The organism is Ruegeria alba (genome assembly GCF_022321465.1).
GTDB classification, from domain to species: Bacteria; Pseudomonadota; Alphaproteobacteria; order Rhodobacterales; family Rhodobacteraceae; genus Ruegeria_B; species Ruegeria_B alba.
Genome location: NZ_JAKOEM010000021.1, coordinates 61932 through 81640, shown reverse-complemented (window position 1 = coordinate 81640; position 19709 = coordinate 61932). Strand labels below are relative to the sequence as shown.

18 protein-coding genes and 1 pseudogene are annotated in these 19709 nt (G+C 59.2%); 13 read left to right on the top strand and 6 right to left on the bottom strand.

The annotated features are described in order from the left end of the window. The 4 genes from MB818_RS18300 to MB818_RS18290 form a co-directional block, all read left to right on the top strand. A partial coding sequence (locus MB818_RS18300) for an ornithine cyclodeaminase family protein (protein WP_238905973.1) occupies window positions 1-606 on the top strand: 606 nt, incomplete at its 5' end. Between the two features lie 330 nt (window positions 607-936). Beyond that, complete coding sequence (locus MB818_RS22085; RefSeq protein ID WP_369426338.1) at window positions 937-1773, top strand: NAD(P)/FAD-dependent oxidoreductase; 837 nt, start codon at window positions 937-939, stop codon at window positions 1771-1773. A gap of 126 nt (window positions 1774-1899) precedes the next feature. Further along, window positions 1900-2259: an NAD(P)/FAD-dependent oxidoreductase gene (locus MB818_RS22080; RefSeq protein ID WP_369426337.1), complete on the top strand. Its 360-nt coding sequence runs from the start codon at window positions 1900-1902 to the stop codon at window positions 2257-2259. 15 nt (window positions 2260-2274) lie between these two features. Beyond that, a complete protein-coding gene (locus MB818_RS18290; protein ID WP_234140660.1) occupies window positions 2275-2631 on the top strand; it encodes a DUF5368 domain-containing protein in 357 nt (118 codons plus the stop codon). 161 nt (window positions 2632-2792) lie between these two features. Here MB818_RS18290 and MB818_RS18285 read toward each other — a convergent pair whose 3' ends face one another. Beyond that, window positions 2793-5006, bottom strand: coding sequence for an NADP-dependent isocitrate dehydrogenase (locus tag MB818_RS18285; RefSeq protein WP_238905972.1), 2214 nt, complete (start codon window positions 5004-5006; stop codon window positions 2793-2795). Between the two features lie 679 nt (window positions 5007-5685). Here MB818_RS18285 and MB818_RS18280 point away from each other — a divergent pair. The 6 genes from MB818_RS18280 to MB818_RS18255 all read left to right on the top strand — a co-directional run bounded on the left by MB818_RS18280 (window position 5686) and on the right by MB818_RS18255 (window position 12322). After that, window positions 5686-6444, top strand: a complete 759-nt coding sequence (locus MB818_RS18280; protein ID WP_234140655.1) for a helix-turn-helix transcriptional regulator — start codon at window positions 5686-5688, stop codon at window positions 6442-6444. A 59-nt stretch (window positions 6445-6503) separates the two neighbouring features. Further along, window positions 6504-7886, top strand: a complete 1383-nt coding sequence (gene iaaH, locus MB818_RS18275) for an indoleacetamide hydrolase (RefSeq protein ID WP_234176983.1) — start codon at window positions 6504-6506, stop codon at window positions 7884-7886. Between the two features lie 67 nt (window positions 7887-7953). Next, complete coding sequence (locus MB818_RS18270; protein WP_234140653.1) at window positions 7954-9063, top strand: substrate-binding domain-containing protein; 1110 nt, start codon at window positions 7954-7956, stop codon at window positions 9061-9063. Between the two features lie 10 nt (window positions 9064-9073). Next, window positions 9074-9922, top strand: a complete 849-nt coding sequence (locus MB818_RS18265) for a branched-chain amino acid ABC transporter permease (protein ID WP_234140652.1) — start codon at window positions 9074-9076, stop codon at window positions 9920-9922. Further along, window positions 9897-11642, top strand: a complete 1746-nt coding sequence (locus MB818_RS18260; protein WP_238905970.1) for a branched-chain amino acid ABC transporter ATP-binding protein/permease — start codon at window positions 9897-9899, stop codon at window positions 11640-11642. The genes MB818_RS18265 and MB818_RS18260 overlap by 26 nt, the downstream gene beginning before the upstream one ends. Further along, window positions 11639-12322: an ABC transporter ATP-binding protein gene (locus tag MB818_RS18255; RefSeq protein ID WP_234140650.1), complete on the top strand. Its 684-nt coding sequence runs from the start codon at window positions 11639-11641 to the stop codon at window positions 12320-12322. The genes MB818_RS18260 and MB818_RS18255 overlap by 4 nt, the downstream gene beginning before the upstream one ends. Window positions 12323-12792: 470 nt before the next feature. On the opposite strand, the gene MB818_RS18250 is transcribed toward MB818_RS18255, so the two are convergent. Further along, window positions 12793-16458, bottom strand: coding sequence for a GAF domain-containing protein (locus MB818_RS18250; protein ID WP_238905969.1), 3666 nt, complete (start codon window positions 16456-16458; stop codon window positions 12793-12795). Window positions 16459-16606: 148 nt separating this feature from the next. Here MB818_RS18250 and MB818_RS18245 point away from each other — a divergent pair, with 148 nt between their 5' ends. After that, a complete protein-coding gene (locus tag MB818_RS18245) occupies window positions 16607-17020 on the top strand; it encodes an ester cyclase (protein ID WP_234217445.1) in 414 nt (137 codons plus the stop codon). Window positions 17021-17425: 405 nt separating this feature from the next. Continuing rightward, window positions 17426-17758: an XdhC family protein gene (locus tag MB818_RS18240; protein ID WP_238905968.1), complete on the top strand. Its 333-nt coding sequence runs from the start codon at window positions 17426-17428 to the stop codon at window positions 17756-17758. Here the strand turns inward: MB818_RS18240 and MB818_RS18235 are convergent, their stop codons facing one another. Continuing rightward, a complete protein-coding gene (locus MB818_RS18235; protein ID WP_234163273.1) occupies window positions 17759-17968 on the bottom strand; it encodes a VirB3 family type IV secretion system protein in 210 nt (69 codons plus the stop codon). A 9-nt stretch (window positions 17969-17977) separates the two neighbouring features. Next, complete coding sequence (locus MB818_RS18230; RefSeq protein ID WP_234163272.1) at window positions 17978-18292, bottom strand: TrbC/VirB2 family protein; 315 nt, start codon at window positions 18290-18292, stop codon at window positions 17978-17980. 57 nt (window positions 18293-18349) lie between these two features. Between MB818_RS18230 and MB818_RS18225 the strand changes: the two are divergent. Next, window positions 18350-18874 (top strand): annotated as a pseudogene (locus tag MB818_RS18225) (hypothetical protein); the annotation flags it as partial. A 129-nt stretch (window positions 18875-19003) separates the two neighbouring features. Here the strand turns inward: MB818_RS18225 and MB818_RS18220 are convergent. Together MB818_RS18220 and MB818_RS18215 are read right to left on the bottom strand one after the other, a co-directional pair. Beyond that, entirely contained in the window at window positions 19004-19363 is a 360-nt protein-coding gene (locus tag MB818_RS18220) for a Lin0512 family protein (protein ID WP_234168261.1), read from the bottom strand. Next, entirely contained in the window at window positions 19360-19704 is a 345-nt protein-coding gene (locus MB818_RS18215) for a Lin0512 family protein (RefSeq protein ID WP_234168263.1), read from the bottom strand. The genes MB818_RS18220 and MB818_RS18215 overlap by 4 nt, the downstream gene beginning before the upstream one ends. Window positions 19705-19709: the final 5 nt, after the last annotated feature.

Genomic DNA, 19709 nt, shown 5'->3' with positions numbered 1-19709 from the left:
AAGCATCTCGCCCGCCCGGATGCAAAGGTCATCGGCATGATCGGCGCGGGCCATCAGGCCACGTTCCAGCTGCGCGCCGCCCTGGAACAGCGCGCCTTCGACAAGGTCATCGGCTGGAACTACCACCCCGAGATGCTGCCGAACCTGGCCAGGGTTGCCGAAGAGGTCGGCATTCCCTTTGAGGCGGCAGAGCTGGACGGCATGCGCGAGGCGGATGTGATCATCACGATCACCTCGTCCTTCGACGCGATCCTGAAGGCGGATCACGTCAGCCCCGGCACCCATATTGCCTGCATGGGCACAGATACCAAGGGCAAGCAAGAGGTCGATCCCCAGCTGCTGGTGTCAGCAGACGTCTTCACCGATGAGGTCGCACAATCCATCAGCATCGGCGAGGCGCAGCACGCGGTGGCGCAGGGCCTGATCCAGGCGGCTGACGTGACGCAGATCGGCGCTGTCATCAAAGGGACCAACCCGGGCCGTATCTCCGATGCGCAGATTACCCTTTTTGACGGAACAGGCGTCGGTTTGCAGGACCTCGCCGTCGCCGCGACCGTCGTCGACCGCGCCCGCGCCGCCAATGTTGGCACCGAAATTGAGTTCTAAACCCGGTCCTGTCCGGCCGACCAGTTCCCTCATCGGCCCCGGCCTGCGGGACCGGGGCACACTCAACCGCTAAAGCTTTTCCACCGCTCTGCAGCACATCGCAATCAGAGCAACCAACGCTCTGGCAGCAGTGTGGCCGGCCCGCGCCTGATCCCGGCGCCTGCTTGATCTATATCGACAACGCTTCGCTAAACATATGTATTTTCTTGCATGCGTTTTTCCAGCTGCCGAGTCGTGATCTGCTCGTTTCCTGCCCGGCACACCTGACACAAGTCGGCGAGCAAGGCGCGCAAGGGTAAGGAGTCGCGGATCAAAATAGGAGGAGAACCTATGAAGCAGTTACACGTAACTGGCCCGTCACGTCGAAAATTCCTGAAGCTGGCTGCTGGAAGCGCCGCAATAGCGGCCATCTCTGAGCCGGCCCCGGTTCAGGCTCAGATTACCACAAAGGCCCGGATCGTGATCATCGGCGCGGGCGCCGGCGGGACAGCGCTCGCCAACAGGCTGGTCCGCCGCCTTGTCGGCGCCCAGATCACGCTTGTCGATCCGCGCAAAGCGCATCTATACCAACCTGGTCTCTCACTCGTCGCCGCCGGTCTGAAGCCCGCAGGTTACGTCGTTTCAAGGACAACGGATTGGCTTCCTAGCGAGGTGAGACTGATCCAAGAGGCGGCGGTGGCCATTGATCCCGTTGCAAAAACCGTAGCGACGGCAGACGGACAGACGCTTCAGTACGACTATCTTGTGGCAGCACCTGGGCTTGCTCTCGATAATGACGCGATCGAAGGGTTCTCGTTGGATATGGTCGGTCGGGATGGGATCGGGGCGCTATATGCAGGCCCGGAATATGCTGAAAAGACATGGCAGGCAGCGTCGAAATTCAGCGAAACCGGAGGCGTTGGTCTTTTCACGCGGCCCGAAACCGAGATGAAATGCGCGGGCGCGCCCCTAAAGCACACGTTTCTGATTGATGACATCACGCGCCGGGCCGGCAACCGGAGCAAAGCAGAGTTCGTCTACACCGCGCCGCAGGGGGCGCTGTTTGGCGTACCGATCGTCGCCGAAAAGGTGCGGATGCTCTTTGCCGACCGAGCGATAGAGACCCGGATGCATCACAAATTGCAGTCCATCGACGCAGGTCGGAAACGCGCAATCTTCGCGGACTAAGACGGCTTCGATGTCGAGATAGACTATGACTACATCCACATCATTCCTCCGCAGCGCGCGCCCGATGTGATCCGGCAATCCGATCTGTCCTGGACAGATAAATGGACCGATCAGGGATGGGTCGAAGTGGACGCCCTGACATTGCGGCACCTTCGCCACCCCGAGGTCTGGGCGCTTGGAGATGTGGCAGGCGTCCCAAAGGGCAAGACGGCGGCAAGTGTCAAATGGCAGGTCCCGGTGGTCGAGGATGGGCTATTGTCTGCCATCGCCGGCACCGAGCCGACCGAAACCTACAACGGCTACACGTCCTGCCCGCTGATCACCAGGGTCGGGCGCGCAATGCTGATCGAATTCGACTACAACAATGATCTGGTGCCCTCCTTCCCGGGTTTGATCGCTCCTCTCGAAGAGCTTTGGGTCAGCTGGCTGATGAAGGAAGTCGCTTTGAAAGCAACTTACAACGCGATGCTGCGCGGTCGCGCCTAAAGAGGAGTCACGGCGATGAAAGACCTGACATTCGAGACACTTCTAGCCGTTTTCCAAGAGATCTTTGGGCGCTGGCTCTTCTGTTCGATGGTCGGTGCGGCAATCATCGTAACGGTGGCCTATCTCTACGTCCTTGTCCGTGATCGTAAGGTTAGCTGGACCAAGTTTCTGCTTGCTCAACTCTCGATGCCCTTCGGCGCAGTTGCCGCGGTCTGGTTTGTGCTGTTCATGACCCACTCGCACCTGGCCGATATGGGCGGCCCAATAGATATCATTCTTCTGCTCGGGATAGCAGGCGTAGGAGCGATTGGGGCGGCGGTGCTGATTTACACCCTTCAATCCTTGATCAAGGGCGCGCACGAAATCGACTGACCCCAGCGGCCATCCTGATGCAATGCGCTGGCCCCTTCTGAACAGCATCGTTCTGCAAGGTGACAGGAGGATCGGTACCACGCCCGTGCATACTTTTCGTACGGGACATGAAAAAAGGCGCGGGGATTGCCCCCGCGCCGAAATTTTTTTGCCAGTCAGGCTCAGCCGATGATCGCGTTCAGCGTCGCAGACGGCCGCATGATCGCCGCCTTCTTCTCGGCCGAAGGCTTGTAATAGCCGCCGATATCGGCGGATTTGCCCTGGGCTGCGGCCAGTTCGGTCAGGATCGCCTGCTCGCCATCGGCCAGCGCCTTGGCCAGCGGGGCGAATTCGGCGGCCAGATCGGCATCGTCCGATTGCGCCGCCAGCGCCTCGGCCCAGTAGCGGGCGAACCAGTAATGGCTGTCACGGTTGTCGGGCTGACCCACCTTGCGACTGGGGCTGCGGTTGAAGTCCAGAATACCCTGGGTCGCCGCCTCGGCAGCGCGGCCCAGCACCCCGGCCTTGGCATTGCCCCGGCTGTCGGCGAGGAAGTTCAGGCTTTCCCCCAATGCGCAGAATTCACCCATCGAATCCCAGCGCAGGTGGTTTTCCTCGACCAGCTGCTGCACATGTTTCGGGGCCGAACCCCCGGCGCCGGTCTCGAACAACCCGCCGCCCTGCATCAACTTGACGATCGACAGCATCTTGGCCGAGGTGCCCAGTTCCAGGATCGGGAACAGGTCGGTCAGGTAATCGCGCAGCACGTTGCCGGTGATGGCGATGCTGTCCTTGCCCGCGGTGATGGTTTTCAGCGATTGCGCCGTCGCCTCGCGCGGGGCCAGGATTTGGAATTTGTCGGCCACGCCCGCCGCTTCGAGCGCCGGTTTGACATAGGCGATCAGCTGCGCGTCATGGGCGCGGTTGGCATCCAGCCAGAAGATTGCCTCGGACCCGGTCAGGCGCTGACGGTCCATTGCCAGCTGGATCCAGTTCTCGATGGGCGCCTCCTTGACGGTGCAGGCACGCCAGATATCGCCCGCCTCGACCGCATGCGAATGCAGCACGTCGCCATTGGCCAGCACGATACGGATGGTTCCGTCTGCGGGTGCCTCGAACGTGGTCGGGTGCGACCCGTATTCCTCGGCCTTCTGGGCCATCAGGCCAACGTTGGCCACCGACCCGGCGGTGGTCACGTCCAGCGCGCCGTTGGCCTTGAAGAAGTTGATGGTCTCGTCATAGACGGTCGCATAGCAGCGGTCGGGGATCACGCAATTGGTGTCGCCCTTGGCGCCGGTCTCGTCCCAGCCCTTGCCGCCCGCGCGGATCACGGCGGGCATCGAGGCGTCGATGATCACGTCAGACGGCACGTGCAGGTTGGTGATGCCCTTGTCGCTGTCGACCATGTACATGGCCGGACGATCCGCCTTGACCGCCTCGATGGCGGCCAGGATCTCGGCGTCGCCCTTCACCCGTTCCAGCAGGTCGCCCAGGCCGGAATTCGGGTTCACACCAAGCGCCGCCATGCGGTCGCCGAATTTCTCGAACACCGGCGCCAGCCAGGCCTTGACCGCGTGACCAAAGATGATCGGGTCCGAAACCTTCATCATCGTGGCCTTCATATGCAGCGAGAACATGGTGCCGTCGGCCTTGGTGTCCTCGATGGCATCGGCCAGGAAGGCACCCAGCGCCTTGACCGACATGAACGTCGCATCGGCAACGGTGCCTTCGTCCAGTTGCCAGTTCTTCTTCAGCTCCGTCACGCTGCCATCGGCGCCGATGAACTCGATCCGCGCCTTGCCCGCCTGCGCGGCGGTGATGGTGGCCGATTTCTCGTTGGCATAGAAATCGTTACCCGGCATCGAGCTGACCTTGGTTTTCGAGGTCGAGACCCATTCCCCCATCGAATGCGGGTTCTTCTGCGCATAGCTCTTGACCGCCTTGGCCGAACGACGGTCCGAGTTGCCTTCGCGCAGAACCGGGTTCACCGCCGAGCCCTTGATCGCGTCATAGCGCGCACGCACTTCCTTTTCCGCATCGGTGGCGGGCGCCTCGGGATAGGACGGGATGTCGTAACCCTGGTTCTGCAATTCCTCGATCGCGGCCACCAGCTGCGGCACCGAGGCCGAGATATTGGGCAGCTTGATCACATTGGCGGTGGGCGTCTTCACCAGCTCGCCCAGGGCGGCCAGATCGTCGGACTGGCGCTGATCGGCGGTCAGGTTTTCCGGGAAGGTCGCGATGATGCGGCCCGCCAGCGAGATATCGGGGGTTCCAACCGTGATATCCGCCGCCGAAACGAACTTGCGGATGATCGGCAGGAACGAGGCGCTGGCCAGCTCCGGCGCTTCGTCTACAATGGTATACAATATGTCGGAGTTCATTTTATCAGCCATATTCTCTTACCTTTTCTAGCCTTTCCTGGGGCGTGCGATCCGAGAGTGTGTTGCCACATCCATTGCGGCGCAGGGGAATCGGGCCAAGGGTCCGACACCGGTTACTCTGATTTGACAGGCTCCCCATACATGGGCGCGCGCCGCGTTTCAATCGACGCAGACTGCGCATTTTGCCCCAGTCTGCGCAAATCCGCGTGCGAGGGGGAGAAGGGCGCCAGATTGGTGCGGCTTGATGTGTGCAAAAACTTGAAGTTTTGAGTATTTATAGCGCAATGGTTTCACCGTCCTGCATCAAGTCTCGGCAGGCACTTTTGAGCGGCATATCCTGCACATCAGGCCGGATGTCCGATATGCGGGACCTTCCTGCCATACTCTCATGCGGCTATTGCTGACGCAGAAAATGCTTGCGGGCGCGGCATGGTTCTCGCTGTAAAGTAGCATGTGTCGCCAGAGCGGTCATTGAACGCCCAACAGAGGGGCGAAATTCAAATCATCCTTTCTCTGCAATCAGGATCATTTAACAAGGAGCGGGACCCTTCCGCCATTGGCGTCTAGCTGTCAGAGGTCCGCTTTAGAAGGGCTCACTGAAATAATTTGGTTTTTTCTCATCAATCAAGTGACCCTTGCCTGCGGGCCATGTTGTTGAAACAATAAGTGGCTTTCAATCGGAATCCAGACCGTGAATCTGACGGATGAAGAAGCTGACCTGATCTTTTCGATCATGCGAGACCTGAGTGGCGAGTTCGACCATTATGAGGTCCGTCGGCGTGTGGGTCAGAAGATGCTCGACCTGCTGAAAGCCGACTATTTCGCATCCTACATCTGGGACGACGATGCGCGGAAGTTTGTGTCCTGCGTCCAGATCAACATGACGGACGACAACCTGCGCAGGTACGAAAGCTACTTCCAGTTTCATGACCCGATCACGCCAACACTGCAAAAACGAAAGAAGGCAACACCTGTCAGCGAGGTGATGCGGCATGACCGTCTGGTCAAGACCGAATTCTTCAACGATTTTCTGAAACAGGACGGTCTTTGTTACGGCATGAACTACTTTGCCTATGACAGGGGCGACAATATTGGGGACCTCCGGATATGGCGTGGGGCGAACCGTGAGGACTTTACACCCAGGGAGGCCCAGATCGTAGATGCTGTTGGGCCGAGCCTAGTCAATGCCCTGATCCGGGCGAAGAGCGCGGTCGAGCAGTTACCGTCCCTGAGATTTGCCCAGATCGCCGATGATTTGGGGTTCACGGTTCGGGAGGCCGAAGTGGCCGACCTCCTGGTCACGGGGCTCACCGATGACGAAATCTGCGGCAAACTCGGGTTTTCCAAACCCACGCTTCGCTCCCATATTGCATCCATCTTCCGAAAATCGGCGCTGAACCGGCGCACTCAATTGGCTCAGTTCTTGGCCGAGAAAAATCATCATTTGTGATGATAGGCAACTGATCCTGCCAGTTTCTATTCTGTTCTCCAATCATCAGGGAGGCAAGGATGTCGCTGGATTTGGAGTGTTTGGATGCGGTCGCCACGGTCGCTGCGATCAGGGATGGATCGGTTTCTGCGGCAGAATATGCCGAGGCTTTGGCTGATCGGGCCGCGAAACACTCGGACCTGAATGCGGTTCAGAGTTTCGATGAGGAACACGTCGTCCGGACGGCAACCAAAGCCTTTGAGACCCACCCAGGGGCGGCACTGGCCGGTCTGCCGGTCGTGGCCAAGGACAACATCAACACAACGAACTACCCAACCTCCGGTGGCACGAAGGCTCTTCTGGACCATACCCCAGCCACAGATGCCGGTGTTGTCCAGCGGATCAACCAGGCGGGCGGCTTCATCGGGGCCAAGGCCGCGATGCATGAACTGGCCTTCGGCATCACGTCAAACAACGCGGTTACCGGGGCCGTGCGCAATCCGAACAATCCGGCCATGATCCCCGGTGGGTCATCGGGTGGCACCGCAGCCGCCATTGCCGCCGGAATTTTCCCCGCAGGTCTGGGCACGGATACCGGCGGGTCCTGCCGTATTCCTGCGGCTCTCTGTGGCGTAATTGGCTTCCGTCCGACGACCGGGCGCTATGACGGCGGCGGTGTTGTTCCGATCTCGCACACCCGCGATACAGTCGGCCCTCTGGCTCGAAGCGTTCGCGATATCGCTCTCTTTGACAGCGTTCTATCGGGCGACAACGCCGATATTGCCAGTGTCGAGTTGACCAATGTCACGCTTGGCGTTCCCCGGCAGATGTTCTTTGACAACCTCGACCCGGCGGTCGCCGAAGCGGTCGAGGCACAGCTTTCCTTGCTATCTTCTGCAGGAGCCAAGTTGGTCGATGTCAACTTTGAGCCGATCTGGCCGCATAACGAAGCCTTCAGTTTCCCGGTCGTGTTCTACGAAGTCATGCGCGACCTTCCGGCCTATCTGGCCAAACACGCCCCGGACGTTTCCTTCGAAACACTGGTTGCTGGCATTGAATCACCGGATGTGGCCGGGGCCATCGGCAGCCAGCTTGGGGATGAGGCGATGCCGGAAGCCGCCTACCGTGCAGCACTGGATGTGCATCGCCCGGCGATGCGTCAAATTTACGGTCAGGTTTTTGAGGCGAACGGGCTGGACGCGATCGTCTTCCCGACGACGCCCCTGCCTGCCAGGCCCATCGGGCAGGACGAAACTGTCACACTGAACGGTGACCAGGTCCCGACCTTCCCGACTTACATCCGCAATACCGACCTGGGATCAAATGTCGGCACTCCCGGCATTTCACTTCCATGCCCTGTGTCTTCGGGTCTTCCGGTCGGCATCGAGTTTGATGCCCTGCCCGGAAAGGACCGGTCGCTACTGGCCCTGGCACGGGCGGTAGAAAAAGCAATGGCGCAATAGACGCCATTTTCAACAAAGGGAGGAACTCATGTTGAAATCAACGACGAAACTCTTGGCCAGTGCCGCAATGGCCCTGACACTCGGAACCGTATCCGCCACCGCCGACATCAAGGTCGGGGTGCTGGTGCCCGATTCCGGACCGGCGGGCCTCTTCGGGCCGTCCACAAGGAATTCGGCCAAACTGGCGGCAGAGAAGATCAACGCAAGCGGCGGTATCAATGGCGAACAGATCGAACTGGTCTTCGCCGATGTCGGTGTGCCCCCGGCAGAAGCCACTCAGGCCGCGTTGCGGCTGTGGAAAGGGGAAGGTGCCCAAGCCTTTGTAGGCATGCATGACTCGGCGGTACGTGAAGCCCTGATCGGGCGATTTGGCGGGCAGGTCCCGTATGTTTACACACCGGTCTATGAGGGCAATTCCTGTGCGGACGGGCTATACATCACTGGTGAGACCCCGAGCCAGCAGCTTGCCCCTGTCATACCCCACCTCGCCGAAAAAGAGGGCGTGTCAAAATGGTATCTGATCGGCCATGACTATAACTGGCCCCGTGACACCAACGCCTTGGCCAAAGGCTATATCGCCGATGCAGGTGGTGAGGTCGTGGGTGAGGAATACGTCCCCTTCACGGTTGCTGAGTTCGACTCTTCGCTTCAGCGCATCAAGGAAAGCGGTGCCGACGCGGTGCTGATCACCCTTGTGGGTGGCGGTTCCGTAGGCTTCAACGTAAGCTTCGCAGGCTTCGGACTGGATGAACGGGCCATTCGCCTGGGCACCCTGATCGAAGAAAACACCCTCGCCGGTATCGGTGCGGACAATGCGGATCGGCTATTCTCATCTTCCGGCTATTTCGCTTCTATCGAGACCGAAGGGGCAGCGTCTTTCGCAGCCGACTACTCGGCTGCATACGGGGCAGATGCACCGGCTCTGAATGGTCTGGGACAGTCGGCCTATGAGGGTCTGATGCTGCTGGCCGCTCTGGCCAACAAGGCAGGCAGCCTTGACGTTGCTGCCATGGATGCCGCCGCAGAAGGCACCACATGGACCACCCCGAGAGGTGATAACACCCTGACGGGGCATCATATGGCGCAGACGATCTATCTCGCCGATGGCAGCGGCGGGGCGTTCAACATCGTCGCGTCGTTCGACAACGTGGCGTCGTCCGAAGCCTGCTCGAACTGACCTCCCACCCATGACGTCTGTTCTCATCCTCAATTTGACCTGGCAGATCAGCACCTTGGCTTTGGTCGCCCTGGGCTTGGCCATTGTCTTTGGCAAGCTCAGGATCATGAACATGGCGCATGGGGAATTCGTGATGATCGGGGCCTATGCTCCGGTCATCACATCGTCGCTGGGTCTGCCCGGCTGGCTACAACTCCCCGTCTGCCTGCTGACCGTGGCGTTCGTCGCCTTCATCTTGGAGCGGGTAGTCATCCGCCACCTCTATGGCCGGATGTTTGACAGCCTTCTGGCGACCTGGGGCATTGCCATTCTGCTGCGTGAGGCCGTGGAACTGATCTTCGGACGCGGCTATCAGTCCGTCAGCCCACCCATCAGCGGCACTCTCAGCGTTCTTGGTTCCGACTATCCCGCCTATCGCATCGCCGTCATCATCGGCATCATCATCGGATTTGCTGCCCTCTACTGGTGGAATGCCCGATCCAAGGTCGCCACCCGGATCAAGGCGATGGTCGGCAATCCGGACTTGGCCGAGGCCATCGGTATCAACACGGCCCGTCTGTCCGCCGGAGCCTTCATCTTCGGCTGCTGCACTGCGGGTCTGGCCGGACTGATCCTTGCCCCGACCATCCGCATCGAACCGATGATGGGCCTCGACTACCTGATCCGGTCGTTCTTTGCCCTTGTTGTTGGTGGCCTCGGCAGCCTTGAAGGGCTTGGTATCGGTGCCGGAATCATCGCGGGCACTCAGTCCTTCCTCGGGGCTGTCGTCAGCCAGACCTATGGCTATCTGGCCGTGCTGACCCTCTCAATCCTCTTTCTCTGGTTGAAACCTGATGGCATCCGTTCTTCTTCCCGTTAGTCTGCTTCTGGCGGTCCTGCTGTTGATCCCGGAGCTTTTCGGGGACTTCACAGCCTACCAGATCGGGCTTTACCTGATCTACGGCATCGCGGCCCAGGGGATCGGCTTTCTCTGGGGCAAGACCGGGGTGCTGCCGCTTGGTCAGGCCCTGTTCTTCGGCGTCGCGGCCTATATTACCGCCATCACCCTACGGGCCGAAGGCGGTCTGGTTCTGGACCTTGCCCTTGCCGCTGGTGTTTTGGTTATCATGGCAGTTTTTGCCTTCGCACTGGCCGCGCTGATCTTCAGGGGCCGCAACGAAAGCGGACCCTATTTCTCACTGATCACACTGGCTTTGGTGATGATTGCCGAACAGATCGCCGGAACGGCAACCAACCTGACCGGTGGCTTCAACGGGATGAGCGGGTTCCAGAGCCTCGGCAACCTCGACCCGTTTGGCGGGTTCTACTACGTCATTGTGACTGCAACTGTGGCGGTGAGCTTGCTCCTGTTCATCCTGAACCGGCTTCCGGTGAACTTGATCGCCAGGGCAGTCGCGAATAACGAACCCCGCCTGCAATTGCTCGGCTTCCCGACCCATGCCGTCAAGGGGGCGGTATTCGCGTTCTCTGCCGTTATCGCGGCATTGGCCGGGGGGCTCTTTGCCTCGCATCAGGGCATTGTGACCCCGACATCAACCGGATTTGCCCTGTCCGCCGAGATGGTGATCCTCGCTGCCGTCGGAGGCCGCTTCCACGTTCTCGGCCCGCTGATCGGGGCCGTGATCGTCGGCTGGGCCTCTGCCGAGTTGCGCGACAGCTTCCCCTATTGGGAACTCCTGATGGCCGTGGCCTTCATTCTCGTCGTTTTGAAGGCCCCTGGCGGCATCGCGGAATTGCTGGAATCCGCCTACCGACGCTTCAGACCAGTTGGGACAACGGTACCAAAACCGGCAATAGTAGCTCCAAAGCCCAGGAACGGCGTTGCCAAATCTCGCCTCCAGTTCGACGATGTTAAGCTCAGCATCGGTGTTGTCCGCATCCTGAACGGTGTTTCCTTCGAAACCCCAGCAACCGGCATCGTCAGCGTGATCGGGCCGAACGGGGCAGGAAAGACCAGCGCCCTAAACACCATCACCGGCAATCTTCGTCTGACCAGCGGGAGTATTTCGCTTGGCGACACCCGCATCGATAGCAGGCCACCACACATGGCCCTTGGCGTCGGCATCGGTCGCAAACTGCAAGTGCCATCGGTGTTCTTCTCCATGAGTGTGTCCGAGAACCTGTCGATTGCCATGATGGCGAACCGTGCAGGACTGATCGACCTGTTCCGCCCAACGACATTTCAGTGGCGGTCAAAACCACTGGCAGACCTTCTGGAGCATCCCTCGGTTCCGCTTCAGGAAGAACTGGTCCAACCCGTCGAACACCTTCCCCAAGGGCACCGCCAGTTCCTGGAATACGCAATGACCATCGCTGCCGAACCGCCGGTTCTGTTGCTGGATGAGCCATGTGCAGGACTGTCCCCCGATGAAACGGGCCTGATGACAGACCTGGTGCGCGACTACCAGGCCGATACGGGTGGGCTCGTAATCGTCATCGAACATGACATGAGCATCGTCGAGGCGATCTCGGACAAGGTTCTTGTCCTGCATCTGGGCCAGGTCCTGGCCTTTGACACGTTCGACAAGGTGCGGAGTAACCCGGACGTTCAGGTCGTCTATGCCGGAGGAACGAAATGACCGCACTCTTGGAAATCGATACCCTGACCGGAGGCTATCGCGACACCAAGGTCCTGTTCGATGTGTCCGCCCATATCGAGGCTGGAAGCGTTCTTGGTGTTTTCGGTCGGAACGGTGTCGGCAAAACCACCCTTGCCCGCCTGGTGCAGGGTGGACTTCACCCAGTTCACGGTGACATCCGGTTGAATGGTCGTTCAGTTGGCGACCTCCCCGCACATGCCCGGCGGGGCCAGGGTATAGGCTACATGCCACAAACATCCATGGTGTTTGATGATCTGACGGTCAGGGAGAACCTGACGCTCGGGAATGCCCGGGAGGAAACTGAAACGTATTTCGACCGGTTCCCCCGATTAGCCGAGCGGCTGGACCAACCAGCAGGAACCATGTCGGGTGGGGAACGAAAAATCCTGGCCTTTGTCCGAACCATGATCGAGGACACGCAGGTGATTATTCTCGATGAACCTTCTGAGGGCGTCCAGCCTGAAAACATCGACCACATGGCCGAGTGCCTGAAGGAGCGGGCATTGGCAGGTGCCGGAATTCTGTTGTGTGAACAGAACCTGAGCTTTCTAACCGGAGTTTCGAATTGGTTCTTGGGGCTGGACGCAGGCAGGGTGGTTCTGAACAAGTTGGCAAGCGAAGTGCCGACTTCGGAATTGAGGTCGATCTTAAGCTTGTAGTTTGAAGTGGCCCACTCAATTCCGTTAGTTTCGAGATGGGCTGATGCAAGAACACGGCCATTCGTTTTGTCTGCAGTATTCGACATAGCGCGCTCTTCAGAAACCTTCGCCGTGTGATCCACGTACGACAGGTATAGTATGAGCGACCTTTCGCTGCACCGGGCATGCACTGGCAATTTGCGGACTTTGCGGCCGGTCGACCTTCCGGTCAAACGGCTGTTGTCTGCGCATAGTGTCCGAGTAGCCTGGGACCCGCCACAACAAACCTCGAATTGCTGCCGGCGCAAACAAGTGCATCAGGCAGGTTCGCAAGCGGCCGTTCATACAAAGAACAACCAACCGAAACCGTCATATGGCGGCAGCGAGCCCACTGCGGCCTTTTCTCGACCGACCATTGCTGCAACCCGGCAAATGGCCACTGCCGGCTCAAAAAAAATATTGTGAAGCTATTTCTAGACGCCGATTGCTTGCTAAGACACGCCGGGTTCGGCCAATTTGAAGACCTCCAGCGGTTCGCGGAGGCCCTTCAGAGTGATCTCTCCTCGGGACTCGACAGGATAATCGTCTTCGACAGCGATGCTCGCCTTTGGACTGAGAAGGATTTCCCCGTCACCGGCTTCATCGCAAAGCCGCGACGCAAGGTTAATTGCGGTGCCAGAGGCCGTGTAGTCAAAGCGGCCTTCGGTGCCGACCATGCCAACCGTTGCATAGCCTAAAGATACGCCAACTCCGAAGCCGAGCCTGTAGCCCATGCGCTTCCACATCCTGCACAGGTCGGCCATCCTTTCGCGCATGGCGATCGCGAGGCGAACGGCGTCGCCAGCGGGATCTTCACATGGGATCGGATCATTGAATAGCACCATGACCCCATCGCCCATCCGAAGATCGACGCCGGCACCATGCAAATTTATCAGTTTGCCCATTTCCTCATGATAGGTTTGCAGCACGTCGATTGTTTCTTCCGGCTCAGCCGTCTCGCAGAACGCGGTAAAGCCCCGGATGTCACAAAATAGAACGCCAAGCAGCGCGCGGTGGCTTTGCAGCATTCGCTCGGAACCGGACGAGACGATTGTGTCCGCCACAGCTGACGGCAAGAACCGCTTCAGCCGTCCCATTCGCTCAATCTCGGTGACCTGATCGCTGACTTTGGCCTCCAAGGAAGCGTTCAGGGCTTGAACCTCTAAGGTTCGCGCCTGTAGCGCGCGGAACTGACGAGCATTCTCGATGGCTATGACGGCCTGCGCCGCGAAGGCTTCAACCATAGCTATATCGTCACTCGAAAAGGGCTGAACCCGTTTACGGTAAAGGATCATCGAGCCAAACCCTGCGTCCGAGGTCAGCAGGGGGACGCACAGGATGGTCCGCATGCCTTCAAGGTCGACCTGATTGACGCGCTCGACATTGCCCTCGCGATAAAGATCGGTCTCCACGATATCGTCGATCGCGATCACGCGGCGCTCCCGGATGCATTGGGCGGCACCTAGGGGCGATGTGGCGAGGTCTGCAGTCCAGTCTTCGAACATGGATTGAAAAGGGGCGCCGACCCCGTACTGTGCCGGGCCAGTCAGGTACTGCCCGCTCTCATCGAGCACTGTAATGAAACCCGACTGCGCATCGCAGACGCGGCAGGCGTTTTCCAGAATGGTGTGAAAGACCGGAATATCGTCTTCGCGGGAGGCACTGATGGCACCGAGGACGCGACTTGTAGCGGCTTCGCGGTCCAGACGTTTCTGCAGGTTGCGGAACTGGCGGACATTTTCCAGCGCAATAGCAGCCTGAGAAGCAAATGTCTCGACCAGGGCAATCTCATCGGGTGTGTAGGGATGAACCTCCGTCCGAAACAGGATGAGAACGCCTTCACCGCCTTCCGACGTTATCAGCGGCACGAACAGGTTTGTGCGAATGCCGGTATCATCCACGACCGACGTGAAGTGTGAGACGCCGCTTCGATATCCGTCCGTATCGGCCATGTCCGCGACATGGACCACTTTGCCCGTCAGAATGGCTTTCGCTGAAAGCGAAATGTCGGGGTTCATCGAAACCTCCCCGCGCGCATACACATCCAACGTCGCATCGCTGACACCGCGCGAGACCGCCATGCGCTGATGCGGATCGCCCTTCTTGCCGAGGGCCAAAGCGCCTGCACTCGCACCGCACAGATGTATGGCATTATTTAGAATGACGTCGAAGACCGGCATCTCATCATCGCGGTGTTGATTGATGACCTGCAAGATTTCCTTTGTTGCCGCCTCCCGCTCCAGCCGCGTCCGCAGCTCCCGGAACTGTCGAATGTTTTCCAGAGCAATCACGGCTTGGGTGGCGAAGGTTTCGACAAGCGCAATCTGTTCGTCGTTGTAAGGACGGACTTCGTGACGAAAGATGATGAAACAGCCGATCCCCTCACCGTCTTTGATTAGCGGAACAAAGAGGTTAGTGCGGATGCCCTGAAGATCGCACAGTTCCACCACATTCGGGATACCCGCCCGGTACTCGTCGGTGTCCATCATGTTCGGCAGATGAATGGGCCGCTTCTCAAGGATGGCACGTGCGGCGAAGGAGCGTTCCGGGTCCATCGGCACGCGGCGAGCACTGTAGATATCCTCCGTGCTTTGTACGGCGCCGTGATGTGCGATCATGGTTTGATGGCTGTCGGTCCGGCGTCCAAGGACGAGGGCGGCAAAAGGCGCTTCGCAGAGCTTGCGGGCGTTGCCAAGAATGGCGTCGAACACAGGCTGTTCGTCGTCGCTTGCGTTGCTGATCGCCTCCAGGACTTCACGCGTGGCGGCGGAACGATCGAGACGATTCTGCAATTCGCGAAACCGGCGTACGTTCTCGATCGCGATCACCGCCTGTTTGGCAAAGTTTTCCACCAAGGCAATGCTTTCATCCGAGAACGGAGCCACTTCACGGCGGCTGAGAACAATTGCACCGATACTCACGCCCGCTGCGATCAACGGCACGCAGAGATAGGTCCGGTATCCTTCTTCCTCGACCATCCTTTTTCGGGTTGGATTACCACCGAGATAGAGTTCGGTTTTTGACAGATCGTGAATGTGGCGGAGAACACCCTCGCGAATTGAGGTCGGCAGATCGTTTGGCTGGTCCAGCGGCATGACCTCACCCACGCGGAATGACCGCATCTCATCGCCCCAAGCTGCGACGCAACGATATGTCTCGCGTGCGCTGTCAGCAAGTTCCAGCCGCGCCATGGGCGCGTTGCACAGTCTGGCGGCGTTGCGGAGGATCGCGTCGAACACAGGCCCTTCGTCATCCCGCGACATGCTGATTGCATCCAAAACCTCGCGGGTTGCAGCAGCCTGAGACAGGCGCGCCTCCATCGCGCCGATCTGACGGGCATTCTCGATCGCTATGGCCGCCTGATCGGCGAAAGCCTGCGCCAGTTCGAGCGCGCGGTCGTTGAACGGATGCACACGGGTCCGGTAGACGCTGAAGACGCCGATCAAACGTCCCCCGGAGGTCATCGGGATCGCTGCCAGTGAGCGCGCTTGGCCGAACTTCACCGTCGCAAAGCGCAGCGGGTTTTCTTCATGGCTGATGTCCTCGGCACCCACATCGCCGATGCTAACCGGCTTCAGCGATCTGGCGGCCCTGCCGACCGCGGTATCCGGCCCCGGATTGAATAAACCTTGGCTCGCCAGCCAGTCTGCGAAAGGCGTGCTGATGTTGCAGGACCGCATTTCGGTAAACGCGAAATCCCCATGGTGCTCCAATAGGATACCAAACTCGGCCTCACAAATCTCGAGGGCCTGTCCGAGCACTTCGTCGATCACGTCATTGAGATTCGCGCTGCTTTGACTGATGATCCGCAGGACACGTGTCAGCGTGCGTTCGCGCCTTATCGCATCATCGAGTTCAAGCGCCAGATCTGCGGCTAGGCCAGCCTTGTCATGATCATCGGTAGGTACGGTCGTGGGATCGACAAGCGCCTGCACCAGCGCGATCTTGGATGTGACGTTGAGCTTGCTGTAGACGGTGCGCAGATGCGACCGGACGGTGGTTGGCGAGATGCCCAACTCTCGCGCTATTTCCTTGTAGCTGGCTCCGTCGGCGTAAGCAGCAGCAACCTCGGCTTCTCTTTTCGAAAGCGTTTCAACAGTTTGTGCCGGATCCGTCATGCCACCCCCTGCAAATGTAGCAGCAGCATACCCCACATCCCTCCTGCATCAATTGGTTCATCTGCACGATATCGCGGCGCCAGCTCGCTGCGTACCTTTAGTGGACGACGCGGGGAAAGGCCCCGCAGTTTACCAAGGAGACCAACAGATGAGCATGATCACAGATGCAAAAGCATTCTTCGAAGCCTGTGAAACGGGCAAAGGGTGGGACGGGTGCGCGCAGTTCTGCACCCCAGATGCTAGCTTTTCCTGCCAAGCCGGCGCGCTGGAGGATACGCACACGCTGGAGGCATATGCCGAATGGATGAAGGGCATGCTAACGCCGATCCCCGACGGCCACTACGAATTGAAGGGGTTCGCAGCAGACGAAGACCGAAGCATTGTGCTGGCTTTCGCAGTTTTCCACGGCTCACAAACCGGCCCAGGCGGGCCAGTCGATCCGACAGGTGCAGCTGTTGCGACTGACTACGTCTATGCCATGGAATTCGCGGGTGGGAAGATCACGCACATGACGAAGGTCTGGAACGATGGTCATGCGCTGAAACAGCTCGGTTGGGCCTAGTTCCAAAATCGCGTGCGCTCCGGTGGTCCGATGCGTTCGGCACTTGACCGGGCTTGAAAAACACAGTTCGCGGGCGACGATCTGATCGCTGCCTGCGGGCTCAAGGTGACCAACAGAGCTTTTCCAACACTGCGATTATGCCCAACCACACCTTTCCGTCCTGTCGGCCCGTTTACAGTGCCGTCTGCCGCTAGCCGAAGGTCTTTGCTGTTTCAGGTCATTCAGCATGGAAACTTTCACCAACTGACTATTATCTTCGTTGCTATGCTGCGAACAACGGGTTCGTCCAAAGTGCCGTCGGTCGCCCAGCCTATCATGCTGCACAGTGCGCCGACTGCCGCTTCGATGAAGCTGCGATGCGGCAGAGCGGTACCCAGGTAACGGCCGAAGTCGCCCCGCGCCATCATGGGCTACGGCAAAGGCCCCGAGGCCGCCTGTTTCGCCGCCCTGACTCATTCGGTGAATTATCCGACAATCCTATTGTCGCCCAATGACGAGACCCTCCTAAACATCGGTGTGACCGGCTGCGAGAGTCGGCGCCTGCCGGACAGGGTCTTTACCGAGAACCCGGAGGCTGACGCGCGCACCGCCGTCCTTCTGTTCTTCCATGACCACGACCGGGAGCCGGCGCTGCTCTTGGGAGCGCTCGATACCCCCGCCTTCTACATCGGCGCCCAGGGTAGCCAGCGCGCCCGTGAAGAACGGCACCGGCAGCTTGCGAGCCTTCCTGCAGGGTGATCACCAGGACATCGAGGAAGTTCGGATCCCAGTCTGCGGCCTTCCAGAGCGCCGGCCAGGCCAGCCCGCGAACACAGCCACCACCCAGCTCTGCACCCAGAGGAACAGGAGCGTCGAGCCGAAGAGCCAGACCATGGCGTACATGATCGGCAAGCCCATCAGCTTGGGTGGCCTGATTAGGCCGATGAACACGCGGGACTGGTCAGCCATGGACGGACCTCAGGTGGTCCAGATGGCGGCGACGATGGTGGGTGCTGCGGCGATGCCCGCGATTGCAACCACGACCCAGAGCGCCTGACGAAAGGCGAGGATGCCAAAGAGCCAGGAAAGGAACACCCCGATCAGTGCGAGCGTGCCAATCACGATCCCCAAGGGACCGGTAATCGCATCGACAATTCCTTGAAGCAGGGTCTGTACCGGCGAGAGGTCGATGCTCTGTGCAAGCGCTGGACCCGCCAGCACGATAAGGGCCATCGCGCCGAGCGCGACGATCGCCCGCGTGCGGAGCACGCTTTGACGTTTTCTCGATGTCATGAAAGATCTCCTCTGAGCCGCTCAAACACAACAGTCACACGGGCCACATGCCCTTGGGTTTCGCGAAAAGGCGACACGTCACGATCTAGAGATAATAATAACAAAACTATCTTCTCAGGGCTGATCGATATCAACGCGAGTTCGAACGTTTTTCAGACCAGTTGGGCAGAGCTCATCAAAGCAGCGAAGGCCACGTTGCCCTGCTGGAACATCGACACCCAGGTCATCTGGGATCGCTTCCTCGCCTTCAACCGGTCCCGAGGCAACGGCAGGGTGCCGGCTGGCTTCCTGCTTGGCTTCATGCGTCGATGGCGGAATTCGTCGGGAACTCCGCCTCGTCCCGAGGTGAAACCATCACAGAAACGGGTAGCAGACCCCAAAGAGCGCGAATTGCTGAGACAGATGCAAGCCGCCCCGACTGCGAACCACCAGTTCCACGCGTCCGACCTGTGTCGTTTGATCGGTCACGCTGCCTACGAAGCGCGAGTACTGGGTGTAATCCGCAAGTTTGGGTGTCAGAGGTTTTCAGCAACCTTGGCGGTGCACGGACGAGCGGTGCTGGCAGGGGAGATATCCAGGTAGGTTCGTTTGGCAGGCGTTGGAGGGGGGAAACCCCCCTACAGGTGTCAAGATCCGATAGTGAAGTTTTTGTTATGACATGTTCAGAGCGGATCCGGAAATCGTGCAAGCTTCTCGCTGTAGCATGTCAGCTCAATCGTTTGCCAATTTGAATCCATGCCCTTCGGTGTCCAGCCAAGCCTCAACGGCAACTGCTGCCAGTGTGATGTCTTCGGCACCGCCCATGCCTTTGTCGTCAAGTCCGCCCTTGACGACCCTGACGTTGACGTCGCCGAAAGGAAGTGCGGATGCCACGGCCTCTTTGTCCACTTTGTCCGGTGCTGGCACACCAATGGTCACATCTACACGCATTTCCGAGGGGTGCTTGTAACTGTAGAAGATTGTCAGCGAACTGTGCCGGATGGCGTCGGAAATGCCTCGCAACGCAGCTTTGGTATAGTCATGGCCATGTACATCGGCGCCCATTCCAAGTTCACAGATAAGCGGCTTCATGACGGTATCTCCACATCATAGGAAACGGTGACGATTGCGTTCGCAATCAGGGTTTTGTGGCCCATCATCTCAACCTCAAGGCCACCATTTACAGCTTCGGCTGAGACTATGCCCGCTGGCACCTCGGCTTTGACGATCTCCAAATCAACGGCATCCGGATTGGCGACACCCACGCGGATATGGACGATCATCGCGTCCAGTGGCAGGTCAAAGGCCGCACCCGCGACAAGGAAATTGCGGTGCAAGGCATCGTGCACGGCGCGGGCAGCAGCCTTGCTATAGTCCTGTCCTTTTAGATCGGTGCCCATGCCCATCTGAACAGCAAATTGCGTTTTCGGCATCGTTT

What these genes read in the sequence shown, in the direction of transcription:
- MB818_RS18260 (WP_238905970.1), top strand. Translation starts at nt 9,897, where the DNA reads ATGGCATCCGTTCTTCTTCCCGTTAGTCTGCTTCTGGCGGTCCTGCTG.
- iaaH (WP_234176983.1), top strand. Translation starts at nt 6,504, where the DNA reads ATGTCGCTGGATTTGGAGTGTTTGGATGCGGTCGCCACGGTCGCTGCG.
- MB818_RS18235 (WP_234163273.1), bottom strand. Translation starts at nt 17,968, where the DNA reads ATGGCTGACCAGTCCCGCGTGTTCATCGGCCTAATCAGGCCACCCAAG.
- MB818_RS18285 (WP_238905972.1), bottom strand. Translation starts at nt 5,006, where the DNA reads ATGGCTGATAAAATGAACTCCGACATATTGTATACCATTGTAGACGAA.
- MB818_RS22085 (WP_369426338.1), top strand. Translation starts at nt 937, where the DNA reads ATGAAGCAGTTACACGTAACTGGCCCGTCACGTCGAAAATTCCTGAAG.
- MB818_RS18265 (WP_234140652.1), top strand. Translation starts at nt 9,074, where the DNA reads ATGACGTCTGTTCTCATCCTCAATTTGACCTGGCAGATCAGCACCTTG.
- MB818_RS18220 (WP_234168261.1), bottom strand. Translation starts at nt 19,363, where the DNA reads ATGAAGCCGCTTATCTGTGAACTTGGAATGGGCGCCGATGTACATGGC.
- MB818_RS18230 (WP_234163272.1), bottom strand. Translation starts at nt 18,292, where the DNA reads ATGACATCGAGAAAACGTCAAAGCGTGCTCCGCACGCGGGCGATCGTC.
- MB818_RS18215 (WP_234168263.1), bottom strand. Translation starts at nt 19,704, where the DNA reads ATGCCGAAAACGCAATTTGCTGTTCAGATGGGCATGGGCACCGATCTA.
- MB818_RS18270 (WP_234140653.1), top strand. Translation starts at nt 7,954, where the DNA reads ATGGCCCTGACACTCGGAACCGTATCCGCCACCGCCGACATCAAGGTC.
- MB818_RS18250 (WP_238905969.1), bottom strand. Translation starts at nt 16,458, where the DNA reads ATGACGGATCCGGCACAAACTGTTGAAACGCTTTCGAAAAGAGAAGCC.
- MB818_RS18290 (WP_234140660.1), top strand. Translation starts at nt 2,275, where the DNA reads ATGAAAGACCTGACATTCGAGACACTTCTAGCCGTTTTCCAAGAGATC.
- MB818_RS18245 (WP_234217445.1), top strand. Translation starts at nt 16,607, where the DNA reads ATGAGCATGATCACAGATGCAAAAGCATTCTTCGAAGCCTGTGAAACG.
- MB818_RS18255 (WP_234140650.1), top strand. Translation starts at nt 11,639, where the DNA reads ATGACCGCACTCTTGGAAATCGATACCCTGACCGGAGGCTATCGCGAC.
- MB818_RS18240 (WP_238905968.1), top strand. Translation starts at nt 17,426, where the DNA reads ATGGGCTACGGCAAAGGCCCCGAGGCCGCCTGTTTCGCCGCCCTGACT.